Source organism: Vibrio cidicii, from assembly GCF_009665415.1.
In the GTDB taxonomy this organism is placed as follows: domain Bacteria; phylum Pseudomonadota; class Gammaproteobacteria; order Enterobacterales; family Vibrionaceae; genus Vibrio; species Vibrio cidicii.
Genome location: NZ_CP035919.1, coordinates 1 through 25,669, shown reverse-complemented (window position 1 = coordinate 25,669; position 25,669 = coordinate 1). Strand labels below are relative to the sequence as shown.

36 protein-coding genes and 1 pseudogene are annotated in these 25,669 nt (G+C 48.8%); 6 read left to right on the top strand and 31 right to left on the bottom strand.

The genetic code is table 11. The features are described from left to right. Nucleotide 1: 1 nt before the first annotated feature. From EWA64_RS00190 to EWA64_RS00035, 31 genes and pseudogenes are all read right to left on the bottom strand, one after another. Nucleotides 2-4,066: an SGNH/GDSL hydrolase family protein gene (locus tag EWA64_RS00190; RefSeq protein ID WP_061895029.1), complete on the bottom strand. Its 4,065-nt coding sequence runs from the start codon at nucleotides 4,064-4,066 to the stop codon at nucleotides 2-4. Continuing rightward, nucleotides 4,063-4,548 (bottom strand): hypothetical protein, encoded by a 486-nt coding sequence (locus tag EWA64_RS00185; RefSeq protein WP_061895028.1) that lies wholly within the window; start codon nucleotides 4,546-4,548, stop codon nucleotides 4,063-4,065. The genes EWA64_RS00190 and EWA64_RS00185 overlap by 4 nt, the downstream gene beginning before the upstream one ends. Nucleotides 4,549-4,550: 2 nt before the next feature. Continuing rightward, a complete protein-coding gene (locus EWA64_RS00180) occupies nucleotides 4,551-6,755 on the bottom strand; it encodes a hypothetical protein (protein WP_061895027.1) in 2,205 nt (734 codons plus the stop codon). 241 nt (nucleotides 6,756-6,996) lie between these two features. Then, nucleotides 6,997-7,347 (bottom strand): hypothetical protein, encoded by a 351-nt coding sequence (locus EWA64_RS00175; RefSeq protein WP_061895026.1) that lies wholly within the window; start codon nucleotides 7,345-7,347, stop codon nucleotides 6,997-6,999. 13 nt (nucleotides 7,348-7,360) lie between these two features. Continuing rightward, nucleotides 7,361-7,813 carry a hypothetical protein gene (locus EWA64_RS00170; RefSeq protein ID WP_061895025.1) on the bottom strand — a complete coding sequence of 151 codons (453 nt, stop codon included), beginning with the start codon at nucleotides 7,811-7,813 and terminating at the stop codon, nucleotides 7,361-7,363. A gap of 15 nt (nucleotides 7,814-7,828) precedes the next feature. Beyond that, a complete protein-coding gene (locus EWA64_RS00165) occupies nucleotides 7,829-8,215 on the bottom strand; it encodes a hypothetical protein (RefSeq protein ID WP_061895024.1) in 387 nt (128 codons plus the stop codon). Further along, nucleotides 8,212-8,652, bottom strand: a complete 441-nt coding sequence (locus EWA64_RS00160; protein WP_065860334.1) for an HK97-gp10 family putative phage morphogenesis protein — start codon at nucleotides 8,650-8,652, stop codon at nucleotides 8,212-8,214. Before EWA64_RS00160 ends, EWA64_RS00165 begins: the two co-directional genes overlap by 4 nt. Further along, nucleotides 8,649-9,005: a phage head closure protein gene (locus tag EWA64_RS00155; protein WP_061895023.1), complete on the bottom strand. Its 357-nt coding sequence runs from the start codon at nucleotides 9,003-9,005 to the stop codon at nucleotides 8,649-8,651. The genes EWA64_RS00160 and EWA64_RS00155 overlap by 4 nt, the downstream gene beginning before the upstream one ends. A 6-nt stretch (nucleotides 9,006-9,011) precedes the next feature. Beyond that, complete coding sequence (locus tag EWA64_RS00150; protein ID WP_061895022.1) at nucleotides 9,012-9,344, bottom strand: head-tail connector protein; 333 nt, start codon at nucleotides 9,342-9,344, stop codon at nucleotides 9,012-9,014. Beyond that, nucleotides 9,337-9,684, bottom strand: coding sequence for a hypothetical protein (locus tag EWA64_RS00145; RefSeq protein WP_061895021.1), 348 nt, complete (start codon nucleotides 9,682-9,684; stop codon nucleotides 9,337-9,339). Before EWA64_RS00145 ends, EWA64_RS00150 begins: the two co-directional genes overlap by 8 nt. A gap of 61 nt (nucleotides 9,685-9,745) precedes the next feature. Then, on the bottom strand, nucleotides 9,746-10,942 hold the full coding sequence (locus EWA64_RS00140) for a phage major capsid protein (protein WP_061895020.1): 1,197 nt from the start codon (nucleotides 10,940-10,942) through the stop codon (nucleotides 9,746-9,748). Nucleotides 10,943-10,974: 32 nt separating this feature from the next. After that, nucleotides 10,975-11,589, bottom strand: coding sequence for an HK97 family phage prohead protease (locus EWA64_RS00135; protein WP_061895019.1), 615 nt, complete (start codon nucleotides 11,587-11,589; stop codon nucleotides 10,975-10,977). After that, nucleotides 11,582-12,780: pseudogene (locus tag EWA64_RS00130) on the bottom strand (phage portal protein). Before EWA64_RS00130 ends, EWA64_RS00135 begins: the two are co-directional and overlap by 8 nt. Continuing rightward, a complete protein-coding gene (locus EWA64_RS00120) occupies nucleotides 12,773-12,934 on the bottom strand; it encodes a hypothetical protein (protein ID WP_170320353.1) in 162 nt (53 codons plus the stop codon). The pseudogene EWA64_RS00130 and the gene EWA64_RS00120 overlap by 8 nt, the downstream one beginning before the upstream one ends. Beyond that, the gene (locus EWA64_RS00115) at nucleotides 12,931-14,664 is read right to left on the bottom strand and encodes a terminase large subunit (RefSeq protein ID WP_061895062.1); all 1,734 of its coding nucleotides are present in this window, start codon (nucleotides 14,662-14,664) and stop codon (nucleotides 12,931-12,933) included. The genes EWA64_RS00120 and EWA64_RS00115 overlap by 4 nt, the downstream gene beginning before the upstream one ends. A 3-nt stretch (nucleotides 14,665-14,667) precedes the next feature. Further along, on the bottom strand, nucleotides 14,668-15,108 hold the full coding sequence (locus EWA64_RS00110) for a phage terminase small subunit P27 family (RefSeq protein WP_061895061.1): 441 nt from the start codon (nucleotides 15,106-15,108) through the stop codon (nucleotides 14,668-14,670). Nucleotides 15,109-15,211: 103 nt separating this feature from the next. Next, entirely contained in the window at nucleotides 15,212-15,526 is a 315-nt protein-coding gene (locus tag EWA64_RS00105) for a hypothetical protein (protein WP_061895060.1), read from the bottom strand. Continuing rightward, entirely contained in the window at nucleotides 15,463-15,828 is a 366-nt protein-coding gene (locus EWA64_RS00100; protein WP_082796690.1) for an HNH endonuclease, read from the bottom strand. Before EWA64_RS00100 ends, EWA64_RS00105 begins: the two co-directional genes overlap by 64 nt. Nucleotides 15,829-16,142: 314 nt before the next feature. Next, nucleotides 16,143-16,391 (bottom strand): hypothetical protein, encoded by a 249-nt coding sequence (locus EWA64_RS00095; RefSeq protein WP_061895059.1) that lies wholly within the window; start codon nucleotides 16,389-16,391, stop codon nucleotides 16,143-16,145. A 108-nt stretch (nucleotides 16,392-16,499) separates the two neighbouring features. After that, nucleotides 16,500-16,817, bottom strand: coding sequence for a hypothetical protein (locus EWA64_RS00090; protein ID WP_061895058.1), 318 nt, complete (start codon nucleotides 16,815-16,817; stop codon nucleotides 16,500-16,502). A gap of 44 nt (nucleotides 16,818-16,861) precedes the next feature. After that, nucleotides 16,862-17,350, bottom strand: coding sequence for a hypothetical protein (locus EWA64_RS00085; RefSeq protein ID WP_061895057.1), 489 nt, complete (start codon nucleotides 17,348-17,350; stop codon nucleotides 16,862-16,864). 3 nt (nucleotides 17,351-17,353) lie between these two features. Beyond that, nucleotides 17,354-17,656, bottom strand: a complete 303-nt coding sequence (locus EWA64_RS00080) for a phage holin family protein (protein WP_061895056.1) — start codon at nucleotides 17,654-17,656, stop codon at nucleotides 17,354-17,356. Between the two features lie 219 nt (nucleotides 17,657-17,875). Then, the gene (locus EWA64_RS00075) at nucleotides 17,876-18,217 is read right to left on the bottom strand and encodes a hypothetical protein (RefSeq protein ID WP_061895055.1); all 342 of its coding nucleotides are present in this window, start codon (nucleotides 18,215-18,217) and stop codon (nucleotides 17,876-17,878) included. Then, nucleotides 18,214-18,558 (bottom strand): hypothetical protein, encoded by a 345-nt coding sequence (locus EWA64_RS00070; protein ID WP_061895054.1) that lies wholly within the window; start codon nucleotides 18,556-18,558, stop codon nucleotides 18,214-18,216. Before EWA64_RS00070 ends, EWA64_RS00075 begins: the two co-directional genes overlap by 4 nt. Before the next feature lie 9 nt (nucleotides 18,559-18,567). Further along, the gene (locus EWA64_RS00065; protein WP_061895053.1) at nucleotides 18,568-18,921 is read right to left on the bottom strand and encodes a hypothetical protein; all 354 of its coding nucleotides are present in this window, start codon (nucleotides 18,919-18,921) and stop codon (nucleotides 18,568-18,570) included. A gap of 108 nt (nucleotides 18,922-19,029) precedes the next feature. After that, on the bottom strand, nucleotides 19,030-20,298 hold the full coding sequence (locus EWA64_RS00060) for a tyrosine-type recombinase/integrase (RefSeq protein WP_061895052.1): 1,269 nt from the start codon (nucleotides 20,296-20,298) through the stop codon (nucleotides 19,030-19,032). A 2-nt stretch (nucleotides 20,299-20,300) separates the two neighbouring features. Next, on the bottom strand, nucleotides 20,301-20,468 hold the full coding sequence (locus EWA64_RS00055; RefSeq protein WP_170320352.1) for a hypothetical protein: 168 nt from the start codon (nucleotides 20,466-20,468) through the stop codon (nucleotides 20,301-20,303). A 29-nt stretch (nucleotides 20,469-20,497) separates the two neighbouring features. Beyond that, nucleotides 20,498-20,890 (bottom strand): hypothetical protein, encoded by a 393-nt coding sequence (locus EWA64_RS00050; protein ID WP_061895051.1) that lies wholly within the window; start codon nucleotides 20,888-20,890, stop codon nucleotides 20,498-20,500. Between the two features lie 2 nt (nucleotides 20,891-20,892). Next, on the bottom strand, nucleotides 20,893-21,096 hold the full coding sequence (locus EWA64_RS00045; protein ID WP_061895050.1) for a hypothetical protein: 204 nt from the start codon (nucleotides 21,094-21,096) through the stop codon (nucleotides 20,893-20,895). Then, nucleotides 21,086-21,532, bottom strand: coding sequence for a hypothetical protein (locus EWA64_RS00040; RefSeq protein ID WP_061895049.1), 447 nt, complete (start codon nucleotides 21,530-21,532; stop codon nucleotides 21,086-21,088). Before EWA64_RS00040 ends, EWA64_RS00045 begins: the two co-directional genes overlap by 11 nt. Further along, nucleotides 21,529-21,741, bottom strand: a complete 213-nt coding sequence (locus EWA64_RS00035; RefSeq protein WP_061895048.1) for a hypothetical protein — start codon at nucleotides 21,739-21,741, stop codon at nucleotides 21,529-21,531. Before EWA64_RS00035 ends, EWA64_RS00040 begins: the two co-directional genes overlap by 4 nt. Before the next feature lie 204 nt (nucleotides 21,742-21,945). On the opposite strand from EWA64_RS00035, the gene EWA64_RS00030 reads away from it, so the two are divergent. The 6 genes from EWA64_RS00030 (at nucleotide 21,946) to EWA64_RS00005 (ending at nucleotide 25,444) form a co-directional block, all read left to right on the top strand. Beyond that, entirely contained in the window at nucleotides 21,946-22,626 is a 681-nt protein-coding gene (locus EWA64_RS00030; RefSeq protein WP_061895047.1) for a helix-turn-helix domain-containing protein, read from the top strand. Between the two features lie 138 nt (nucleotides 22,627-22,764). Further along, nucleotides 22,765-23,043, top strand: coding sequence for a hypothetical protein (locus EWA64_RS00025; RefSeq protein WP_061895046.1), 279 nt, complete (start codon nucleotides 22,765-22,767; stop codon nucleotides 23,041-23,043). A 10-nt stretch (nucleotides 23,044-23,053) separates the two neighbouring features. Further along, nucleotides 23,054-23,464, top strand: coding sequence for a LuxR C-terminal-related transcriptional regulator (locus EWA64_RS00020; RefSeq protein ID WP_061895045.1), 411 nt, complete (start codon nucleotides 23,054-23,056; stop codon nucleotides 23,462-23,464). Between the two features lies 1 nt (nucleotide 23,465). Next, nucleotides 23,466-24,086 carry a DNA N-6-adenine-methyltransferase gene (locus tag EWA64_RS00015; protein WP_061895044.1) on the top strand — a complete coding sequence of 207 codons (621 nt, stop codon included), beginning with the start codon at nucleotides 23,466-23,468 and terminating at the stop codon, nucleotides 24,084-24,086. Between the two features lie 9 nt (nucleotides 24,087-24,095). Further along, nucleotides 24,096-24,953, top strand: a complete 858-nt coding sequence (locus tag EWA64_RS00010; protein WP_061895043.1) for a coiled-coil domain-containing protein — start codon at nucleotides 24,096-24,098, stop codon at nucleotides 24,951-24,953. Further along, on the top strand, nucleotides 24,953-25,444 hold the full coding sequence (locus EWA64_RS00005) for a ferrochelatase (RefSeq protein ID WP_061895042.1): 492 nt from the start codon (nucleotides 24,953-24,955) through the stop codon (nucleotides 25,442-25,444). Before EWA64_RS00010 ends, EWA64_RS00005 begins: the two co-directional genes overlap by 1 nt. The last annotated feature ends 225 nt before the right edge of the window (nucleotides 25,445-25,669 follow it).

Genomic DNA, 25,669 nt, shown 5'->3' with positions numbered 1-25,669 from the left:
TTTACACCTCTTTAAAGCTCAGCTTCGCCATTTGGATTGGCTTATCACCAGCGGTCACTCTCAACTTGATCGTTGAACCAAAGTCAGGACTAATCGCGGTAGGGATTTGAATGCGCTTCCAGTGAAGCCCACAGAAACCGCCCAAGTCCACCCATGTTGAACCAATGAAGATACTGACTTTTAGCTCAGCATAATCATGGGAATCAAACGTGATTGGGCCACTTGGGAAGGAAGAGGAGCTTTTCTGAATATCAGGAAAGTATCTGGCCCATACTTCAATCATTGCAGGCTTATCATTGAACTTATCTGGGACAATAGAGACCGACTGCTCAATGTATTCCTCCGCTGGTATCTCGATGACTTTTGATACTTCATATGGCATGTTTGCATCCGCCGGAACAAACGGAACCAAAGCTTTAGACTGAGTCCATTGCATAATGGAGTCTGTATCAACAAATGGGTAGGCCACCAACTCATCACCTCTGACTGGCGTTCTCCCAAGGTCGTTAATCAGCCCTTTCTCTGGCTTAGGCTCACCGCCGACAAAGTCCACTGACACATCACGTATAGTCAACGGTGTCGCCGCCCCTTTCACCATAAATGCGGCTTTGTCAAAATCAATGCACCCTTTGATATGCCGATAATCGACATACCAAAAACCATGACCATCATTTTGCATTTCAAGCCACTGAGAATGTGACTTCTCGTATTGTTCATACCATAAAGGATCATAGCCATGACTCGCACTAATGAACGAGACTTCGTTGTCACCGTAACCGCTGACTCTCGTCAAAGTGCCACCTTGTGCTGTGGCGCTCGATCGGTTGTATGGCGAGCACAGAATGACACCATGTTCAGGCAGCGTGTGCAAAACGGTAAACACCGTCCCGCCATGTTGACTTGAAGTATATTCATCACCAACATTAACTTTCGTCGTGTCGGCATAAAATGCCTGATACAACGATGTAGAACGGAATGGTTCAGCCAACGAAGATCGAATATATACTTTATCCAGTGGCGTTGTAGTCACCAATTTAAGACGTAACCACTTCATATTTCGCGCGGTAACAGGAAGTACTGCTTCAATTAGAGTGCGGTCACTATAAAGTGACAACGTATTACTGGCCAGCAAGTCCATATATTGGCTTTTACGCACCACTGTTGCGTTGTTACCAGAATTAATTTCATCAAAATATTGAGATTTACTCTCAATCAAAGATGTGTGTCCGACACGAATTTCCTTCCAACTCTTAGAGCGTTCAAAGTTCGTGTTATATAGCAAATCAGAATCTGAACTACTTGCATCACGAACCGTAAAAATCTTCAGTGACTTATGTGGCCTTGGCAGCTTAGATAATGCCTCGACAAGTTGATCAGAAAAGATAAAAGCTGTTCGGGTGCCAGTATGTGAGCCCTCCCAAAATGGTGGGTAATTATTACCTTTAATAAGCCCACAATCAGTTACTAAGTTTACAAATGGACAATCAAGCTGTCGCGCAATATCGCGCATACCAGCAATTACTTCAGCACCATAATTTGCGTGATATTCTGTAGATACGATTGCTTTTGCACCCTGACCTTGCACAACCTCAATCGCCTCACGCAAATCATTGAGATACTGCTGAGCATTCATATATTTCAGATCATTGGTATAAGAGATCATCAAAGCGTATTTCGGCTTGATATCCTGCCAGCTCATCTCATCATGGTACTTGGGCTGATTAACGCGAGCACGCCAGCTGTTTTGTCTATATGTATGCCCACTAATTGCGTGATTATCAACAACGTAGTCCAGCATTTCTGATATGCGACAGATGTATGCTTTATCTCGAATGCCAAAAAGATGTTCAGTGTATGAGTCACCCATAAATGCAATCTTGTCTGAATTACTTACTGTCACTGTGCCAGTTGGCGTGAAATCAAACAGTTCAATATCAATCTCAGGTTTGTCTGGATCGTACTCTTCGTTTTCAGACAACTCACACAATCGAAATCCAGTCATATAACCAAGGCTGGTTTTGGAGGCTAGGTCATTAGACCCAAACCACAGCATCGTTGGCACAATCCCATCATCAACCTTAATCACCATCGTCTTTTCTGCAACCGTCCCCGATACCGCGACCGTGGATTGATGCTCCGTTGTCACTCCTGACAACGCACCGTTATGCTTGAAGAAAGCAATATTGTTCCCCCAATCCTCAGAGCCGTCAGGAACAATATAAAACCACTTAGCCAAGTAGCGTTTACCGACCTGATCAGCGGTGGGTATGTATCCCCAGAAGTTATTGGTCGAATTCGGAATATTAAGGTCAAACGCGTGATAGATTTTAAGGTCTGTTAGATACTTTTCTTGCACCTCATAAATTGGCTTTGCGTTCCAACTACGAAATGGAGTTTCAGAATATCCGTTCATCAGACAAGGATCTGTGACCAAATTTTTACGCCATTCAATGTCTTTTGGCTTCTCCGGCTCTTTCGTAACACGCAAATCAATTGAGCTGATATTGGCCATCGGCACTGCTGGTGCTGATTGACGGTTCTTCGATACACCGAAATAAAACCCCGTCAGATCGGCTGTCTCACCGTTACCTGGAGAAGGGTTGTGACCTGCAAAGAAGTCTAAAACTTGACCATTTGGTGAAATATTATCACTACTATCTCCAAATGGTTGGATTTGTCCGGCCATTTGAATGAACCACACATCATCATCAATTTTAGTCAAGTTTCGACTAGTGCTAATCAAACCCTTATAAACAGTACCGCCACCGACCTGCTCGTACGTTGCATATACAGATGAACTTAATGCTATGACTGATTCATCACCGTTTGGCCAATGAACAAACCAGCTTACACAAAGCCACTTCCCACGAATTGAGGTCAAAAAATCTTTAGAATATTCTCTATCCAGTCGAACTTTACAAAATTGGTTCGATAACGGGCCCCATTGCGTAGCTCTTTTAAAACCTCTTGATATCAATGCCGGGGCAGTAACATCTTTTAGCTCAAAGCTTGTCGTTCTCTGCTCAATGTTAGCGCCAGTTTCAACCGAAAAATCCGGTGAACTGGCCAGAGTCTGCATGTTTTCATTATCCATCCGCACTGAGCTGCTTATCTTATCGAACAATGCAGAAGATGCTAGGAACGCTTCAACTTGGCGCTCACTTGGTTCATATTCATGAGTTGATAAATGGAAACCCGTAAAAATTGAGCCAACCAATCCTCCGGATCGAATTCCACCAATCAGTACAGCATCAATTTCATCAGTACCAATACCACCACCAATGTCCTGTCCTATTACAGGCACTGGACTGATAATCCAATACATACGTACATTAGGAGAGACTTCAAAGTGACCTTTTCTTTGCCCTGTCTTTGGCAATGTTTGTATTTCACCATTGACCATTGAACGAGCAAAGTTTTGATAATTTAACTCACCCCATTCTGGCGTGTGCTTAAATTCTACAAACGAGGTAAATATAAATTTTGTTTTCCCTCTTAATCCATTTTCAAATGGATGTATGTACCAGTCATTTGTTGTCTGATTGTGGGTTAGATCAACACCGAAACGATAACCAAGATTATAAAGCTCTTTATACCTCTCTACGCTAACGATCTTATTGTTAATATTACGGATATGGTGTTGCCCCTTTCCGTCGGGGAAAGAGCCATAAATACACTGATTGACTGCTTTTCCTGTCAACATGCTCCAGTCGGACTGCTGAGCGCCTGCTATGGGGTCATAAGGTGACTTTTCCCAATTGCTACCTGTCCAGCCATATAAACCATTATTCCCGGTTATTGGATCGTTCCATACTTCCGCCAAAGGTTTGTCTGAAGGTGGTGCACTGGTGGCATCAAGCGCGGCTTTTGTCTCAAATGCGTGACGACCTTGCACCATAGCCGAGATAGCCGCCCATTTATCGGCTATATCTTTACTGATTGATGGTTTACTAACGCCGTCAATGACTGCAGTATCCGCTTCACCGCCTTTCAAGATCTGATTCAACCAATTGATGTTTTTTTCTAATTCAGTAACTAGCTGAAAAAAGTTGTTACTTTCATTCATTGCTTCCAACTCTCTGTGTAGTAACGGGACATGGCCAAGTCGGCCACAAATTCGTCGAGTGTATGCGGAGCCAGTACAGACGCCACGACGGCTTCGTCTGGGCTTCGGTAGGCTTTGCGGATCTCGATGATGCTCTTAAAAATCGTATAGCGTCGCTTTGGCGTTTCATCATCTGCTGGGTGACTAACAAATCGACATTCATGGTCGATCAGTTGATCACCAAGTAAAACGGGCAAGTTAAACCAAACAACACCACCCTGAAGCGCATAATCAATAAAGCCGATAAAGTCATTACGCTTATCGGCTTCTATCAACCACTCGGCTGTCATTTGAGTTGGCACATTCTGGCTAATTCGTCGCTGCCTTGCTCGGCCGTTGGCCATTTCAGTGCGCAATATATTTTTCTGGCGCTGAAGTTTGTATGGGGCCAGTAATGGAGCACCAAAAGTTTCTGTTGGCCAAGTTATGGTTAACAGTGACACGGTTAAAACCTCCCTTGTCGTTGTAAGCCCCACATGTTCTGGTACCCGCTAGTGACTTCTCCGCCCTGCTGCTGATCTTGCAGTAGTACGCGGATCACTTTACGGCCAAATTCGTCTTCTTGTACCTCGGCTGAATTGGCAACATAACCCGGTGGTGCGTTTTCAATTTTCACCACAACATCACCGATACCACCACCACTTTGGCCAGTTTTGCCGGACATAATGGCGGCATACATCTGATCCAACTGCTTGGCGCTGTCGTTGGTGTAAACCCGTTCACCTCGGTCTAACAACCAGGTGCCTTCCCTCGGCACATTGCTGATCCCGTTGTGTGCCATACCTTTCAATTGGGTGCTTTGAATTGTGCTGACAATGCTTGCTGTAGACGCGGCCACCGTGGCCATAGCGGGAATGTTCGCCGGGAACGGCAGCGCGGCAGCTGACGCGATCCCCTGTTGAATCTTGATAATGGATTCAGCAATAGCAAAAGCTTTAGAAGCCATGAACATGGCTTTGTAAATGCCCGATTGCTTACCTGCAAAAGCACCAGCAATATCAGCCATGCTGCCAAACAAATCAGAATAGTTATGAAGCATTGCTGCTTGAGCTGCATAACGTTCCTGAGCTGCTCTTTTCTCAATATCAGAAAGATTGGCTTGGTGGTCTTGCCACAAAAGCTCGCGGCTGGCGAAATACTGATCTTCTAGCTGTTGCTGTAGTGCCTGATTGTTCGCTGCTGCTTCATACGCTGCTTGGAACTGCTGTGATAACCGCGACATGCGATCTTGATAAGCAAAGGATTCTCGGGCGAAATCGGCCTGATCGCCAGCGGCATTAATCGCCAGACGGCGTTGCCATTCAACCTCGATTTGCTCTGTTGCTTTCCGAAAAGCAAGAACCGACTTGTCTTCTTCATCGCTCTTTCCCGTCGCCGGCGGTAATGGAGTTGCTCCAGGCTTGTTATAGTTGATACTGGCGGCGTAATCCTTAGCCAGCTGATCAAACTTCGATTTAGTGTTTTGGTACCAGGCTTCTATCCCTTCCGATGGCAACGGTTCACTGGCTAGGCTTCGCAGTTCCCAAATGGCTTGATTTAGGTCCAATTTGGATTGGTTCAGCGTCGAAGCATCAAATAGCTGTGGCGGTGGCATGCTTGAAAATTGGCGTAATGATGCGGCCATTTCGGCGGCTTCATCACTGAATTTCCCAGCCACATCCAACGCAGCTTGTACGGGAGAGATCACAACGTTGAAGATAAAGCGGCCTAACTCATGTAATCCGGTAGTGATTGCCTGTGCTGCCACCATAAAGCCAATTTGGACGCCCTCCCATGCTACCGCCAAGCCACCGATAATGATTTGCACCCCACGCAAGCTGTCGGCCATGATGCCAACACCCTGAGTGGTTTTATGGATGCCCTCGGCGATCATGTTGTTCATGCCGCCAAACTGCTGGGAATAGTTCAAGAACTCATCAGCCAGTGCCGCTACTATCGGCGCCAACTGGGTAGTAATTTGCTGTTTTATTGCCGTGGTGGTAACGCCCACTTTGTACATTGCGTCGTTGGCCATCTCGACTTTTGCTGCTTCAACACGAGATAAGGTGATACCCAATCTGTCAGCTTCGTCAGCCATTGAGCGCAAGCCAGCGGAACCACCGGCTAACATGTTAACCATGCCGACGCCTTCCGAGTCGAACAGCTTGAAGGCTAGGCGCACACGTTCAGACTGACTTTCTACCTGCGTAAAGGCATCAGCTAAGACATAAAGCTGCTTATCTGGGGTCATTTCGCCTAGCTGCTTGGCATCCAACCCCAATTGTTTAAGCGCGGGGGCTGCTTCACCACTCCCCTGAGCTGCTTCTGCGATCCGTCGTGTCATGCGTTGCAATGACATATCCAGATTTTTGGCCCCGACGCCGGTTAGTTCACTGGCGTGGCGAAACTGGGTTAGGGCTTCGGTGGAGATGCCGATACGATCGGCAAACTTGGCAGTTTGGTCAATGATGGCGGCTTGTTGGTTATAAACCAATGCCAGCGCACCGGCGGCAGCTGTGGCAGCAGCAGCGGTGGCCTTGGCCGCTATGGACACTGTTTTGCTAACTGAATCAGACCAGTGCTTGGCATTTTTCTGAGACTTTCGAAGCTCACTAGTGAACTGGGCGCTGTTGGCATACAGCGCCACGGTAAGTTTAGCTATATCGGACATTACATGAGCATCCTTTCGCAGACGCCAACTTGCTGGTCAACGTTTTCGTGATTAATGATGCGGGGGGAGGTGGAATCCGTGCCAGCTTGAGCGTCACCGCTCAGCGCTTCATGCTTTAAGGAGAAATGTGCCAACCATAGCGCCATTAATTCGCTGTCAACACTATGATATAGGGTGCGCGGATCGACGATCCCCAGCACTTCGCCGAGATTAAAGCAAAATCGAAGTGCTGGATCGTCGGTTAGCCTTTTTTTGCTTCGGCCTCAGCATCATCACCCAAATAATTGATATGAATTAACTTTTGCACGGCGGCATTGATAGCCATTGGCGTTTGGGCTGCCATTAATTGATCGGCTGTTACGCTCTCGGACATCGGTTTATTGCTTTCATCGAGAATGGAATCGAGCACCAGCTTGGCCGCTTCAGTCGTCAGTTGTTCACCATTTTGCTCCGCTTGGTACTTTTTTACTGACTTGTCGTACTGATTCAAACGCGCGGCGGTTAAGCGGCGAACGGGAAACTCGCCGCCCAGCATGGTGAGAGTAATTGGCGCGAGTTCCACGGCTTTCAGTAGTTGGCTTTTTAAATTCATGGATTAATTGTCCTTATGCGGCCGGAGCGTTGACGCCACGGGTGATTGAGTTCTGCTTGCCAGAGACGGCTAGATACATGGGTTTGCTTTTTTCAAGTTCCTGATGACTCCAACCGCCAAGAACAACATTCATATTCGCCCAACGACCATTGGGAAATTCAATGCGAATTTGCACCGTTTCATTGGCGTCAGCCTTATCAAGTAGATCTTGCAAATCGGGATCGCTTGGGTCATCTAAGAAAAGAAACTCTTTGTCTGGACCTTCAGGAATATCGGCCATGTACTTGCGTTCGGTATCAATCAGACGATCAGCCTCCACAAAGCCTGATGTTCGCCCCGTAACGCCGATGGCGTTCGCGTCCTTGAGGAGTTTCAGTGCAGCGACTTCAGCGCCAACAGCACCGAACAGAACGCGCGTACCACCTGGTAACTTTGCGTAAGTGCTTGGATCTTTGGTTGCGGTCATGGGTGTTTTCTCTTATTAGTGGTTAATGACAAAGTCACGATTGAATTGATAACTATCGGCGCCCTCTGGATTTTCTATCCACTGGTCAAAACCACCCGTAAATGTGGCTAATTGAATGGAGTATGCCGCGCCGGTGCCTAGATTGATTTCTCCAGAAAAGTGATCGAGCTCTTGAGCGATAAGATCAGCTAAGTCTTTCCCTTCATCCGGGTTTTGGTGGTAAACGGTTAAGCTATAATGGTCTTCTTGAATGCCCGTTTTGCGTAAGTTTCCCTCAACAAAGCCAGGCGTAATGCAGCGATAGACCACAGCGTTATCGGCTTGCTCTGGCCGTTTCAGCCAATAGCAATCCAGCCCGGTTAAATTGCTTAACCAGGCATTTAAGGCTTGCTCTAAGTTCATTGTGATTGCTTTTTGATCGCTTTTTGAATTTCGGTAGCCAATACAGTGCGAAACGTACTGACCACACGGTGACGGTTTTCAAATAAGGCTGGGCGCATAAACGGCACAGCGGCTTGTTTTGCTGTTCCGTATTCTTGCGCGATAGCCTTTTGGCTGTGCTTTTTCGATGGACCAACACGGGTGGCCAAGGCGTTATCTTTGCCGCCGTGCTTGCTGTCCAGCTTTTTGGTAGTGATCTTAATGCTGTCGCGCATGTGCTCACCATCGGCGCCGGCTTCGTCGTAGCCCGCCCCCATAGCCATGGAAAATTGCACCCCGCCCATAGCTTCACGGCTGGCTTTGCGTAAAGCGCGCAAGCCAGCCTTTTCGCCAATGTCGGTCAGGGCTTTTTCAAGCTCTTTCAAGCCGGACACATCCCAGCGATCTATCTGCATCATGGTAAATCCTCCGGTTTGATAGGGGGCGGGCTAGACTTGGGTTTTGAATCCGCATCGAGGATGATTTGTTGCCGGCGCGGATCGGAATCATCCACAGCGGTAATTTTCATCCAGCGCCCGCGCCACTGAATCCACTGTCCATTCTCGATATTTTCACGCCATCGAATCCGCCACTGGTACGTGTTTAGGGTCTGTTCGCGGTCGTTGCCGGTGGTTTGGCCACTTGAACTGGTGATCAGCTCCGCCCAGGGCGTGGCCATTTTCACTAGTTGCTCCATCGGAGCCCCACGAGGACTTTTACCTTCGATGACTCGATAGAGCACAAGACGCTGGTTGAGCTTTCCTGCTTGCATACGCCCTCACAAATTGATATCTCGATCAAAATCCAATAGAAAACTCACGCCGAGAGGCAGGGTTTTTACGCTGCTTTCCGTTACTGCTTCCCTATGCCCAAACCAGTGGCCAACCAACAACAAAGCGGCCAACTCAGTGTCCTCTTTGGCGACAAAGGCATTCTCTGGCACTAACTCGGGGTCTTTCGGCACTTCCTCTTGAGTCCAGTAGACTGGACGATTGAGGTAGTTCTCAACGGACCGCTTTGCTGCCGACAAATAGAGCGTGAGCAATTGATCGTGCTCGGTGATGTCGGCATCGATACTGCACTGGTTTTTGACTTTATCCAGATCAATCATCTGCTCTTACCGCCGTACCATCTTCGATAAGACGTTGCGCTTCTTTTTCTGAGCACGGATAAAGATCGCCAACCGTGAAAGATTTCTGCTTTTGCGAATCCCACAGTGGCATTTTCAGCTTAACCTGCGTATCACCGTTTGATTCCTCTGTCGGAGGGGCTGGTTCAGGGTCTTTTACCGTTTTGGTATCACCTTGCGCTTGAGCTTTCGTCTCTGAGGCTTCTGGCTTGGTGCTTTCTTCTGTGGCTGCGGAAGTTGGCTCTTTAACCTCTGAAATCGTCGATTCTTTGGTGGCATCTTGCGCTTTGGCCTCGGCTGTCTTGGTTTTCGGGGTTGCCATGGTTTATTCCTTTTTGTATCAAAAAGCCCACCATTTGGCGGGCTGAGGGTGAGGATTAAGCTTAGGCGTGCTCTAGTGCGGCAATGGCAGCAATGTCTTCAAGCAGCACATCAAAGCGATGGAAGCCAATGAATCCCATCTGATCAAACTCTGCATAGCGCTCGGTCAAACGTCGTAGGTTCATATAAGACACACGACGCAGAATAACTGAGAACCAATCACCATAGAACACGGACTTATTGTTTGCGCCGGCTTTTGCGATGCCTTGGTCAATCACGTATTGGTCGCCATCAATCGTTGCGGGTGCAACACCGGCAATCGCTGGGAGCCAGAGCGGACGACCATTACCATCATTCATTAGCTTGAAGCCTTTAAATGTGTCGTCGTTGAACGCCCAGCGCGTGTTTGGACCGTTGCGATAAGCTGGGTCAACTTTGTGTTTCAGGTTGATCAGGTCTGCGTAAGAGACGCCTGAAGCGGTGGCTGCTTGGTGCTTCAATTGCACTTGTAAGTTCAAACCTTTCAGGTTGTTACCAGTGCTATCCCCAGTAATGATTTGACTTGCTTCAAGGCGACCCAATCGCTGGCCAATCCGGCGCGCAACAAATGCATCAACATCGATCATGCTGTCTTGCAGTAGTTCATTGGAAACCAGCACGATTTTAGAACTGCCTTTTTTCGCGCCAATTTCAATTTGACTGAAACTCGGATCGCCCTTACCGGCTTCTTGATTTTCTGCCAGCATTTCACCGATTTCAGTTCTGCCATCGGACACGGCCCAAGGCATCGAACGTCCATCTTGAGTTGTGATGACTTGACAGATGTTCGCGATACCACCGTACACAGCCATGCTCTCAACTACGCGGTTAACAAAGTTTTTTGGCACGGTGAAGCCACCATTGGCACCCGTTGTCGTGCCTAGCGCACGAAGTTGCGCTTTATCTTCTTGTGATAGCTCCGCAAAGCCATGGCGCAGATAATTAGTAAAGGCTTCGGCTTGGCGCTGCTCTGTCGGGGATTCTGCGTCGTTTTTTTGGTCTTGGTTGTCATTTTCGCGGACAAAACGCTCGTCTTGCTCTCGCAGTTGGTCTTCGCGTTCAATTTGTGAATCTAGTTGATCCAGTTCCGACGTCATGCCGCGCCATTGCGTGGTTTCATCGTCAGTGAAAGCGCGTTTTTCTTCTTTCGCCTTGTCGTTCAACTCACGCATTTGGCGCGCGATCGTGTCACGTCTTTTCTTCATTTCATGGTATTTCATTCAACTTTCTCCGGTTTGAGTAATGAAAGGTTTTACAGGGTTTGCAACAACCGATCGCGGTACTGCTGCTCTTGGTGTAGCGCCAATTGACGCTGCTCTTCACTGTCGCCAGAACAGGCCGCTCGGGCTTCTTCTAACGCTCTGGTGCTGGCTTCGGTGTCGTTGTAGGCTGGATAGGTCACAGGGCTGACATCCAACAATTTTGAAACGCGAGTGATTGTGCGGATATATACCCCATCATCTCCCTCATCCCATCGATAACCATCAGAAGGCAAACGAAACGCAAAAGAACTTTGGCTTACGTCGCCACGGTCCATCGGCTCAATCACCATGTCTCGGACCGTTTGCGTATCGGGCGGTGTAATTTCGTAACGTAAGCCAACCTCATCAACGGTCAGTGTGAGCGTGCCGGCTTTGGTTCGACCTAGAACAAAATTTCGGTCATGGTTAAACAGGGCGCGAACGTCATCGTCCAGAACGTCATCAAACGCACCAGGGGCGATCACTTCGACAAAGCCGCCTAGGTTGTTACTGCGAGTGTTGAACTTGGCCGCGTATCCAACGATACGCGGCCCATCTCCGTCCTCGCGTTTTTCAACTTTGATTTCATCACTGCGGATAAAGATCTCATTGAGGTTTTTACTCATTAGGTTTGGCCTCTTTTGTTTGAAGATCGGCGCTGAGCAGATAGGTATCCAAACCATCGGCTTGGTTCATATCTTCCAGTTCTCGTACCTGGTTGCGGGTCATCCAACCATCACGAATGGCTTTCGAATAGAATTCAGCACGCTCTTTGGCGGTGCCGCGTAATAGACCATTTAAGTTGAACTTGACGTAATACCCAGCTCGTCGCTCTTGCTCAGTGAATAGTTTTCGGTTGAGCTCCTGCTCCCACTTCACTACCCATGGGATCATGGTGTGACGAACGAACTGAATTGATTGCTCTGAGATGTTGGAAAAGGTGGCTTTTTCCAAGTCATTGATCATGTGCGCAGGCACGTTGTAAATGCCAGCCACTTCAGAACGACTGAATTTTCGGGTTTCCAAGAACTGCGCATCTTCAGGTGGAATGGTGATCGACTGATACGCAAGTTCAGATGGCAAGAACAACGTTTTGTTGTCGTTGCTTTGCATCTCTTTCTTGGACTTTCGCCAGCGTTCGAGCAAGCGGTTCCAACTCTTTTCCTCTAGCTGTGATTTGACTGAGACGATCCCAGTTGGCTTACCCCCACTTCGAAAGAACTGGTTGCCATAGCCTTGGGTTTCTAGGCCAAGCGCAAAGGACTCTCGACACTGGGTGATTGGACTTTTTCCTACTTTGCCATCTGAACCAATCGCTTTTATGTGGATCATATCTTCAGGACTGACCGCACGACCACGAGCATCGTCCGAGGTGACTGCGTAGGTATGACGCCCTGAAGTGGTTTTGACTAAGTTGGATTCCCAAGGTCGAATCAATCCAAGTTCGCGCACTTCCCCGAACGAGGGTGACGCACGATCTCGGTGTAGTGGTTGCCCCAGCCGCTCACATGAACCATGCCGGATTCTCGCCAGTCATAACTGGTTTGAAACGGGTTAGGTTCATCGTGAAGTAGGTAATACACGGGGTGATCCGTGGCGCGAGAAACAAAGCCGTTGGCATCACGGCGCATGACATGCAAAGGCAACTGGCCCATAGAGCGACCAAGTACGCCAATACAGGAATACACCGCCGATAAGCCCATCGCGGATTCGACACTTACCCCAGAGCCGCCACCCCAATCAGCGGGATCGAGCTCAGACAGGGGGACGGATGGGTCTTCTGGGTTTGAGCGGCTTTCAAACAACAAATCAAGCATGGCGGCCCCCTAGTTTTCTTAATGCCAATAAGGCAAAAATCAACAGCATGGTGCCGCCAAACATTAAGGTATCTGACAACCCGAATTTGAGATAAACCCCACTCAGCAACGCGGCAAAACCCGCGATGCCGATCAGGTTGAGTATGTATGTCACAGGTATAAATCCTCATCATCTAGATCGTCGAATGGGTCAAAGGTTTCCGTTGCCAGGTGCGCGCGATAAACCGCCATGATCAACGCCACCGCACCATCAATTTTCTGGTCTGGTTTGTCTTTGCGTGGAAAGTGGTTTTCGTTTGCATCTGGCTTGCTGACAACGTTACTCATCATCCAAGTGAGAACTGGGTTTCCGTCATGGTGAACCCGCCCCGCTTTTAATGCAGCTTCAAGTTCAATCATGCCCGGTGATAAGTGCGCCGTGGTTTGCGGCACTTTGACGGCGGTAATGCCCGCTGCGGTAAGTTCTTGCGCAAGCTGAGTGGACCCCCACGGATCGTGGGGCACTTCGCGTACTTCAAATTCATCGGAAAAGTTCTGAATGTCCGCCCCAATCTCGTTGAAATCCACCTCGGCCCCTTCTGTAGAGATCAGCGCACTGCCGCCGCTGTTTGGCCATGGCGTACTTACCCACTTTTGATAAACTTTGCGGTTTTTAGTGTCGGGGTCGAATACCGTGTCTTCTGGCAGATAATGCTTGGAGAAGATGTAAAAATGCAGCAGCCCACGATCATCCTTACGCGTGAACAGCATGATTTGGCTACAGATATCAATTTTTGATGCCAAATCTAAAGACAACCAGCAGGAATCGTCTTTGTAATCCTCAATCGAAAGCGTGAGATCTTCAGCTCGCTTCCAATCTTCCATGTTGAAAAATGCACTTGACGCAGAAACCCAGCGGTTTAAATGCTTGGTTTTAAACGTGGTGGCATAGCGAGGATTGCGGATAGCTCGCTGCTGCTGACTGATCAGCCAGTCTAAATCCACCGAAATATCAAGATTCGGGTTCGCTTTGGCCAACACTGATGGATCGGTCCAGTCATCATCCTCATCAATCGTGTAGATGATGCCGAAAATTTCATCATCCGTAGTGGTCCCTTCAAGGATTTTCACTACGTCATCATGCAAGTCTTTGCACGGGCCAGCGATGTTATAACCCGCTGTTGTGATAACAAATATCAGCGGTTGTTCACGCGCCCCCATGCCTGTTGACATGGTGTCAAACAGCTCAGGGCCGTCGTGTTCATGATATTCATCGACGATGGCGCAATGCGGGCTCGAACCGTCGCCAGGGTCGCCGATCACCGGCTCGAATATGCTTCCATCGGTGCGCTCCATCTTCTTGGCCATCACATCAATCATGAATGTGCGGCGAAGATTAGGCAGCGCCTGAGCCATTTTTTTCGCTGGCTTGAAAACTTCCCACGCTTGCTTTTCTGTGGTGGCACCACAATAAACCTCGGCGCCATACTCGCCATCGGGGGCGAACATCCACAGCCCGTTTCCTGCGGCTATGATGCTTTTGCCGTTCTTTCTCGGCACTTCTACGTAGGCGACGCGAAAGCGGCGACGCTTGTCTTTCTTCCGTTCCCACCCATACAAAACCGCATGGATGAAAAGTTGCCAGGGCTCTAGCGTTATGCGCCGTTCTTTCAGCGGCTTCTTGGCCCACTTGCCCTTGGTGTGGGGCAATAACTGAATGAATCGACAAACCCCTTCGGCTTTGTCTTTGTTGAAGCGATACGGATACGCTTTGTCTTTGCTCTTTTCGAGATCATCCAAATGGCGTTGACACGCTTGAATGACGTATTTACAAGCCACGATCCGACCGCTAACGATGTCACGCGCGTACTTCGCAGCCGCACTTACGTTCGGATATTTGGCCATGCGCTATCCCCATTCGGCGAATTCGTTTTCGTCATCCTTATCGCCACCGCCACCGCCTGTCATTCGTCGCATGGATAACGGATCAAGACCTAACAAACTGCCGATTCGAACCATTGCCGATAAGGCATCTTGACGAACGTTGACCACAGGGTTTTTCTTTGGTCCACCTTTGGCGCTGTAAACCGTCATGCCGCCCTCACTGATCGCCGCTTCAGCTTCTAGGTACAACGAGAAGCTGTTGCAATAAGCCATGAGCAAGGGCAAGTGGTCTAGCGTTAAAATTCGTCGATCGATCAGAACTCTCGATTGTGTTTTCCAAATCGCCACCGCGTTGTCATCACGCAACTGTTCTGGCGGCGGCGCTTTTGTCATGGCCTCATGAGCAGGGGCAGCAGGCAGTGTCGTCTTGCCGCTTTTTCGACCCCCACCAACTGCTCTCACCATATTGAAAAACCTCACTGCTTTGTGACGAGTCACGACAGGATCTGCCTGTGAAAAAAAAGATCCTTATTTATCGCGAATAAAAATTAACCTGGGGCTGCGGTCCCTAGCGAAAAGGCTGTAGAGATTTACCCCGCCCCCTCCCCCTTTCAAAGAGGGAAAAGAGCGCCTTCAATCGACCAATAAAGCCTTTTGCTTTCTTGGTTCGAGGGTGGGTAAGCTTGATTCCTTTCAATACCATCTGAGCGCACTTGTCGTGGTCTGGCTCAACGTTGAAAACTCTTGCGAACAGCACGACTGAATTGAGATAAAACGGCACCCAAAACGAAACTTTGATCTGCAAAACGATCTCTTTTTTTACTTCTTGAGTTGCTTTTGCTGTCGTTCTTTTGCTGTTTTCGCTTTGTGGCATGGCCGACATAACGCCTCCAGGTTGATATCTTCATCTGTTCCGCCATGTTCCTTGGCAATGATATGGTCCACGTCACGAGCTGGCACAGCCCGACCACCACGCAAGCAGCATTGGCATAGGTACTTGTCTCGCTTCAGTATTCTGACTCGGGTCTTTTCCCACTCACTGCCATAGCCACGCTGATGGCGGCTTCGGCCTGCTTGGTGTACTTCCCAACCAGTATGTCGGTGCGCGTCACAGTAACCGCTCTTATCAGTGGTTAGTCCACCGCAATGCGGGTGGCGGCAAGGCTTTGGGATACGTGGTGGCATGTTCAATATCCTTTGAATACTTCTTGAATACACAAAGGGCATTGAGCTGATCACCGCCGCAGGCATGCTGTTAAATGGGCGACATCAGAAAGCGTCACGAGTCACTAGCAATGTTGCCTTTGGCGGTGTTAGAACTGGCTTTAAGGCAGCCAGTAGCCTTGGGTCACTTATCTTGTAGCTAACTTATGCACTATCGGGCGCTAACCGATCCTTATCCCTTCCTATTGGACACATGCGGGATTCGTTGCAATCACATGCTGGCTTAACTGATAACAAGTGCAGCCAGTAAGAACACTCGGAAACCATCCAACCGTCTAACCCGGTTTGGCTTGGTGGTAATCAATGCAGTGGTTCAGGTCCTCGATGTATAGCTGCATGTTGGTTACTGACCGTGACGTGTAGTAGATACCGCCGCCATCCACTTCGTACCACTCAAGCTGTGGTGGCGACGGCTTACAATCCACATAGTCAGGGGTTGCTATCATCGGGGTTGATTGACACCCGGCCAGCACTAGGGCCGAACCGATCAGCATGACTAGCCGTTGGGTCCTCTTTAATCTCATTAAGTCGATCCTCTCGTCGCATTCGCTTGGCCTCTGCTCTATATCGGTCCAGCTCATGAAAGAACCGATTCACAAGAGACGGTACGATCGTCACCCAACTGGGCAGGTTCATGACTTCACCCGCTTAATATGCTTGGGGTCATTCCATGCTTCATTGCCTGCTTTGCCTTTGTTCGCCGCTAAGAACTCAAGAACATCGATCAACCAGTTAGGCAACTTGGCCATCCACTGTGGTGGGATAAGCTGTCGAACTTGGGACCAGACAACCAGGACAACAGACACCCAAGCAGCGATCGTTTTGCCATGCTCACCAAACAGAGCGGCAAGCAACGTTACCCAATCAACTGGCGGGACTTCCGGGGAAACTCCAGTGGCTAGGGCGGCGGGGGCGATCAGAAAAAACGCCAACATTAACAGGTATTTCATTCGGCTTTACTCCATGCAAAAGAAAGGGCTGCCGATTGGCAACCCTAGATATCGAGCACTTCCTTTGGAAACTTCTCGATAAATTCCTCAACACGACCTGCACCAAGAGGCGTGTTGTAGTGTTCTTTCCAATAGCGCGCCAACCCTTCGATGTCGCCCGCTTTGGGGAGTGGCGGTTTCTTACGTAAGTAGTGGATACGACACATGGCCACCGCAAAAGCCAAATTGGTGATGAGTTGGCTCACATCGGGTCGCATGTCGTCATCTAATGCGGCCATACTGGCCAGCTCGGTGATCTTATTGGCCAGACTGCGCTTATACGCTAAGTAGCTGTTCCAAATGTCATGGTACGTTGCTGGCTCCATCTGAATCACACCCAACGCAGGACCGCCGCCCACTTGCGCCAGAAAGTGACCATTTAAACTCTCTTGGTATATCGTACCGACTATCAGCTGCTCGGCGGATCGGCTATATAGCCCTAACATTTTCAACGTAGGTCTAACAACCAACGTCGTGAGTTGTTTTGCATCCATAATTCACCCCACCATTTTGCTGAACTTTTGAGAAAATAATTCAAGCGCGCGCGACCCCATAAACCCCGACGTACCGACCATAAAACCAGTCAGCATTTCGGGCGAGCCTGCATAGCGACACAAGAAAAGAGTCAACACACCAGAGAAGCCGCTCACCACCACTTGCATCAGCGCTTCGCGCCAAACAAACGACTTTTTGTGTTTTCGGATGTGCAAGATATGAGCGACAACGCCGCCCCATAATGACGCAGCAAGAAACCCCGCCGTCGTGATCATGTTGAGTTGGTTAGGGTCTTTGTCTGGCATAACGGGAACCATTCAGAAAAATGAATAAAAAAAGCCCCAGCAGGGAACTGGGGCTTTGGGTCAGGTCTTTTATGTCGTGAGGAATATTGCGATGCGGCTCAGCTACACCAACACCACAATGGCAGAAAAGGTAATCTAAAATGCCAACGCTTTGCAACACCAATCGTGTGCAAATGACACTTTTTGTGTCATTTGCAGCAAAAAAAGAGACCGGACAAGTCACAACGCGCTCTTTTCGTTCTTTTTTAACGGAAAGAGCGTGGTCAATTTTTTTACATGTCGTGCCACGCACTCTCCAAACGACTTAGCCGCATTACTTAAATTTTTGAACGCGGCTTGCTGCGCTTCGATGCGGGAATAGACCTCTAATGGTTCGCTGGCCATATCCCAGATTTCATCCAGCGTAAGCGAGCGATAATCTTCGGGGTTCGTCACTCTGGCGGCACATCCAAACCGCTTTTTCCGTTCGCTGGCCATTGACAACTGACGCTGTCTTGCTGCCCATTGCGATTGCGGGATGCCACGTTTACGAGCCACTTTCCGTCGATGGCTTAACCTCATGGCTTTAGCTCCTTGTTGCGTTGACTGTTGCGACTGTACTGACACGCCTGTTCTCCTTCAAACACACAAGACCCATCTTTGACATAAGGATCGCCGCACTTGCCACACCGTTCATGCTTGTTTTTGTGTGCAGCCACTTTGGCTTGATAGCTTTTCAGTAGGTCAATAACCAGTGCTTGAAAATCCTTGTGCCCCGTGTACGCCAAAATCTCATCAGTCACTTTTTGATAGTAAGGCGACAATGTCACGGTTTTCTCTTTCATCCCAGCTGCGCGCTTTCGTTCCCGCTCTTGGCGTTTGCGCAGTGCCTCCGGGCTTAGCGAACTGTCGTTCTGACTCATCACCCCACCTCACTCTGTATCGCTGCCGATCAAGGTGGTCAACGTCGTTTCCGCGTGAAATGCATGGATGAGCAAATCCCACAACTCGCCGTTCTCCGTTCGGTTGTTCTTGATGTCGTGAACCAAGACACAATCAAGATCCGAAAGCTGCTTTCGTACTTCTTCTATCGTTTCTTTGAGTTGCGACGCCCACAGCAATGTGATGTTCCGATTTGACAGCGCCTTACCGTAAAACTCGGCCTCTTGCTGAGTAGGCAAAATTATTGCCGACTTACGGCCCATCATCTGATAGCCCAAAGCAATCGCATGGAGAAGGTTAAAGCCGCTATCTGGGGCAGGTAGTTTTAGTGTTTGGACAATCATATAAGCCTCTTTGTTTTTGCGTTTGTGTTCATGAAATTGGGTGCTCTCTCGGGTCTAAATCGACGTTTAAGATTCTCCTCTGGTTTAAATCTTTCGATCAGCCGACGATCACAGCCAGCCAGCGGCCTCAATGGATTTATTTTGTTTTTCCGATCTTCCCACTGTCTTCCCGTGGAAAATAAAAAATCCTTGGGTATCGAGCCATGCGTGATACGTCTCAATGGCCTCCCTTTTCAGGTTCTCCGTGGTGGTATGGATATAGGCTTGATCGAGATCGGACAGCTTGTGGTTGAGCAGACGCTCACCGACATACTTATCGACGCCCAAATCGGCAAAGCGTGACCGGGCGAGCTTGCGGCAATCATGACTCGTCCACTCTTGCTGGCTGACCAGTTTGTAAATGTCGTTGGCCGGATCTTTGCCTATCGGCTTTTTGCCACTGGCACCAGGGAACAGCACTAGGGTGCCTTCCGGTTGCGTCGCTTTATACGCTTGAAGCAAGGCGACCATTTGCTCTGTTAACGGTAAGATCAGCGCCTCTCGCGTTTTCGCGTGACTTGCTGGGATGCGCCAAGTTTTCTCCTGCCAGTTGAAATGGCACCATTTCGCAAGGCGCGTCTCTGAAATTCGAGTGCCGTAGCCAAGCTGCATCAATACCAGCATGCGCTCCTGCCAGCTCACGGTTTTCAGTGTCTCGAACAACGGCGCCACCATGTCCGGTTGCAACTTACCCTCTTTCTTGCTGGCTTTGATTTGGATGAAATCGGACAAACAAATGGACGACATCGGGTTGTGAGTCAGCAACTCTTCCCGCGCCGCTTGCATGAACGCGGCTTTTAAGATCGCGAAATAGCACTTCACCGTACGCAGCTGGTACCGACTTTGCAGCGGCCAGACCACTAACGTTTTGATGGTATGCTTTCTCACCCCGACCAACGGCAGCGCATCGACGGCGGGCAACAAGTGTTTGTTGATCACGCTCTTAATGGTGTTCTTGCGGGTGCGTGTGTGTTGATTTGACCCTTGAATATGCTCAAGGTACCAGCGCAAGCAGTCACCAAACGTGGCCCAGTCACTCACCGTGTGCGCCTGCCCCGTGGCCAATTTGGCCAACTTCATCGGCATCTGCTTGATGAGCGCGGCCATGGTCAATTGCGGCCATGTCCCCAGCTTTTCCCACACGGCTTTGCCATCGCGCCCGTTTGCCTTGCGTTTATCAATGAACCACCACGACGCCACCGGGCCCACCTCGGGATCGCGATTCGTCCAAAAACGCAGCTCTAAGCGATAGCGTGTATCGCTTAGGCGCGTGACGACATCACTCTCCAGATGCTTAGCGATTGCCGCATCGGTAATTTTGATGTGCTTAGTGGTCATGGCTACTGGAGATAATTAAACAGCGCGTCAATCCCGCGACGCTCTTCAATCGCCTCGATCAATCGGCGCGTTTGGGCCTTTTGCTTGTTGCTCTCGTTTGCCTGCTTTCGTCGGTTTGCTTCGTATTCGGGTTGAGTTGGTATGCGACAACCGTTTTTCGATGTAAACATGGGGTTTTCCTTTGCGTTTGTGTTTGTGTTTAGCGTTTGTGTCCTAACGCACGTTCAATGTGCTCACGCCCTTGCGCGAGATAGCGCCGATAGGTGCGCAAGCTCAGGCCCATCGTGTGGGCGATGGTCGCCTGGTCGGCATCCGGTGGCATGCCACGCAACCGGATCGCCCCGTACTGGACTCGGATGGCCTTGGCCACCATGGGCTTTTGCCGCGCGAGTTCCATGATCGCTGCCTCGATCTTGGCCTCAACGCAGTCCACTACTGGGCTTTTCTTTCCGCCACTGCCAAAGCACATCACGCCTTTATTGGCGATCATCACTTCCATCAGTGACGCACTCGATGGCAGAACCCCGCCAAGGTGAACCCAGCGGGCCCACATTTCCATCAGTGTGTCGAGGTGTTTGCGGGGTGTTGCCATAGTTATTCCACGGTCACGAGATACTGCTTGGTGCCGTTCGCTGTGCAGGTTCCCGTCGGTTTCATCACACAACGCTTTGAACCGCAGTACCAATACCGCTCATCTTTCGTCAAATTGCTGCCCGCGCGGATCGGCGACTTGCGAAAGTGACCTTTCAACATGACTTCCGCATCCCTCTCGCTCGTGACCAAAAACTTAGTGGCCATAACTCAGCTCCTTTGCGCGCTTCACACGCCGCTTGTATTGCATAAAACATTCGGAAAACGCTTCTGTCGGGCTCAACACCTCAACATCGTGTTCCTTCTGGCCACTGGCTGATATCAGCACGTCTCGCTTTGATATCGCGCCCTCGATCGACAAAAGCCGATTTGGGTAACGGCGATGAACGTTGCAAAAAAGCGCCTGTTTGGTGCGCAAAAACTCGATTTCCTCCTTAGAATTTGCCCCAATGACTACATTCAGTACCGCACTGGACCGCTGTAGCAGCGTCTTGAGTCGTTCGACTCGATACTGCGGATTCGGTACAAAACTGACATCGATCGTCATGGGTTTTGGATGATTTAAGTGACTTAGCTGAGTCAACACCGCATTCCTCTCCGGACAGTCCAAGCTCTGAATTACCATAATCATCATTTCCGTCATTGCACTGCCTCTTGTTTCGCTGCATCGAAATCGCGCACCCAGCGCTCAAGATCGATAAGTCCGTTGGTCCTGTTTAGAATCAACACAAGATGGCGAGGCCGAGGAAACCGGTGGAAGTGGTACCACATTCGCAACGTTGACTCGGCAAAGCCGAGCAGTTGTTGCGCTTTGGGGTATCCAACCTTGTCCACCCACTCCTGGTAAGTCATTTACTCTCCTTCATTAACACGATACGAGATGATTTTAATCTCGATACGTGTTATTTGCAATCACGCTTTGTGTGGTAAGTCGATCGTTTTGTGGTAAAGTTAGGAATTAGACGTTGCAGGAAGCGCTCGGTAGCGGGGCGCATGAGAAAACTTAACTAAGGGCTGTGCGTTGCTCACCCCTTAACAGGGCGTTAGGTAAAAGAGATGACCAGGAATGAAAAGTTCGCGAAAAGATTAAGAGAACTTAGAAAAGAAAAAGAAATAAGAGATGGCCGGAATTACACATGTGAAGCCGTTGGTAAAGCCATTGGCATTACACCATCAGGCTATATTAACTATGAAAATGCTTTACGAATTCCAAAGCTTGACGTAATAGAAAAAATTGCAAGTTTTTATAATGTATCGCCCTCTTATATTGCTTGTTTTTCGGATAATAAAGGGAACAGCAGCAACGAATCGCTGCTGGTGATGCCGACCATGACAGCGCAAGCGAAAGAAGATAGCGCCTCCCCTCTTGGCGATTATGGCTTGTCTCCTGAATTGCTTAAAAAACACAATTTAACCCAAGCCGAAATTTTAATTGAAATAATAAAAGATAATGCTATGTCTGATTTTCTAATCAAAGATGATGTCGTTATCATCAAGAAAACAAAAGATGTAGATTTAGAAAACTTAAATTTTAATATTTATTTTTTAAAAGATAAAAACGGCGGACTTTGGGCGCGGTGGATAAAAAAAGAAATGGACGGACAATATAAAGTCTATCCGAACAAGACCAATCATTATGAGTCTTTTACATTCACTCAGAATGAGTTTACCGAGCGGTTTGATGTCGTCGGCACCATCTTTAAGATCATCAGAGCGCCTCAAGTCGATACTTTGTAAAGATAGGAACGACTAACCGTAGCAAGATAATGACCAAAATTTGTAAAAACAGTGGCAGGTCGCCTCTGTTTTTTTTGCTTTTAAACAACACATAACGTGATATTATTTCACACGATACGTCAAGTAAGGTAAAGGAACATGTCTAATATTCACCCACTCTCAACGCTACTTAGCAAGGAACAGCACTCTCTGCCAACCACGCGCCAAGGGGCTGTAGCCGTGAAAAAACTCGAAATGCAATTGACGCCTTACCCTGCCTTTTTCCGTGAGATCCAACAGAACACGATCGAAGACATCCGCGAAACGCACCCGGAGATTGCAGAGCAATTGGAGGACGCTTTCGACTCGGCGCAACAGGCCATCGAAATTCATCTTCAGGGTTTGAGAATGGTTACACGTTTGCTCAACAACGATTAGAGGGGGGCTTATGCAAATCACGGACATAAACATCACACCCAGTCAGCTGAGTAGTCTCGATGAGCAGTTGCTACTCGCCCACGCCAGCGGGCTGAGCAACGGCCAGATCGCAAAACACCTCGGTACCGACTTATCTACCGTGAACCAACTCAATCGAGACTTGCAACGTCGACTTAGCGCGAAAAGCCTACCTCATGCGATCGCGCAAGCCTTTATCCAGGGCATTCTCACCGTAAAAGACAAAGTGAACGTGATTGAGGGCGAAACCATCGTCCGTGGTATGTGCCTATGCCTCGCAATTCTCAGCGGCATGCACAGCTTGAACGAAGACATGATGCGCACCCGTTCGCCGGTGCGAAACCATCGCAACCCGACCACCATCGCGCGCGTTCGCCAATCAGGAAGAAATAAGGAGATTTAACGTGGCCACACCATCTAACCACCAAAGCCAAACCGATCCAGAATTTCGTGATTACACTCAAACCCCGCCTTGGTTGTTCCATGCATTTAATGCTGAGTTTGATTACGACCTCGACGCCGCCGCCCTGCCTGAAAGCGCCCTATGTCAGCGGTTTTATACCCCTGAAATCAATGGGCTTGCCCAAGACTGGAGTCAAGAGCTTACTTTTTCTCGTCGTCCCGCAGTTTGGCTAAACCCGCCGTTCTCTGACATTTTGCCGTGGATGGATAAAGCCAGAGAGCAACAAGCCAAAGGCGTATTAACCACATTGCTCGTCCCCCATGAGAACCGTGCGGAGTGGTGGCCACACGACAGTGCCAGCGAGATCCGAGACATTGTCGGCTACTACGAAAACCGAGTTTATAAATCAGGAAAACTCAAGGGGCAGGAGTATAAGAAGTGGGTCAGCGGCGGCATTCGATTTATTGATGCCAAGACAGGGAAAGAAATGGCTCATGAACTTAATAAGCCGATGTGCCTAATCGTATTTAACCCTTTCCATTCTGGCCCTTGCGCTCACAAAACGATTCGCAAAGACCTACTAATGAAGATCGGCCAACAGCAGCTTGCTATGGCCGCATAAGGAAACACCATGAACACAAACGCACAGCTCAAACAACTCTCTAACCTCGATCATCTGCTCACATTCAGCAGCGACGATCTGCTCGATGCTTTTATCAGAAAATACAACGAGCAGAACGAATTGATCGACCAGCAAGCCACACAAATCAATCTCTTAAACACCCAGCTCGATGGATACAAACGCCAAGCCAGCACACAAAATGATGAGATAGCAAAACTCAACGAAGAAAACAAACTATGCCGAACCCTCGCCAAAGAGGCAGACAATATCGCTAAGCACTCTATTGGCTTGCAAACCGAGTTAGACCGAACGAAACGAATCAATCAACAGCTAAGTAAAGATCTCGCCGAACTCAAACAGCTCAACCCGAAAAAGCTCAAGGAGCAGAACAAGCGCCAACAAGCTAAAGCCATCGAGAGAGAAAAACGCATAGAGCAACTAGAAAAGGCCCTGAAAGATGCCGGTGCAGCACTCCAAAAAGAGCGCGCCGATCATCAAAAGTCGTTTGCAAAAATCGCCGAACTGCGTTCAAAGCTTGCGTTAGAGATCGGCAGTGGCCTTTATCACAACAAAGAACATCACCTCATTGTTTGGCCACAGCTCACCACCATGCTTGATGAAAACGGAAACAAATTCAAAGGGCAATCCCTGCTCTACTTGCACCAGTCTGGCCGTGGCGGCCTGATGTCGTACAACCCATCAACCGAACAAATCAGCCTATGTGCTCAACCCAAAGGAGGACTGCGCCCAAGCGAAGAGGTCAAAGAATTTGCCGCCCAATGGCTATACAAAGTCAACGTTCTACAGGATGGCATGACGCGCGAAGAAGACATGATCCCAGTGAACTATAACGGGGAGAATTTTTGATGATCATCCTAAATGACGGAAAGCTGCATCGATTCTTAGAACCCTTCGACGCTGATATAGATACGATTGCGTTTGCTCTGTCTCATATCAATCGCTACACAGGCCACGTTGGCCAATACAGCGTTGCTCAACATTGTGTCCTTGTTTCACAGCAGCTGCCCGACGAACTCAAACTATCCGGCTTGCTGCATGACGCGCCCGAGGCGTATATCGGTGACGTATCAAAACCGCTAAAAATGCTGCTGCCAGATTACCAGGCGATAGAGTCGTGGTACCACCAACAGATCGATGCGTTATTCGATGTGACGACAGAGCACCAGGACATCAAAGAGGCCGACCTAAGAATGCTGATCACCGAAGCGTCAGCCTTTGGATTGCCTCTCGATGAGTTCCCCAAAGCCGAGCCATATCCAATCCACTTCGAGCCATGGCCACCGGAAGTGGCAAGGCTTAAATTTCTGGCCTGCTTTTATGATTACTTTGATATGTAGATATCCATATGATATCTAATGGATATTTGTTGAATATTTAAATCAACAACAAAAGGCAAAAAAAACATGAAACAAATGCAATATAAAGCGGTGGTTTGGGGGGAGGTAAAGGCAAATGTTTATGCCGGAGAGAATTGCGACCAACACGAAAGATACATTGAAGCTTTCGCTGATGGGGATATGGATTCGGAAAATATAAAAGCCTTTGGGTTCTCTGCATCACGT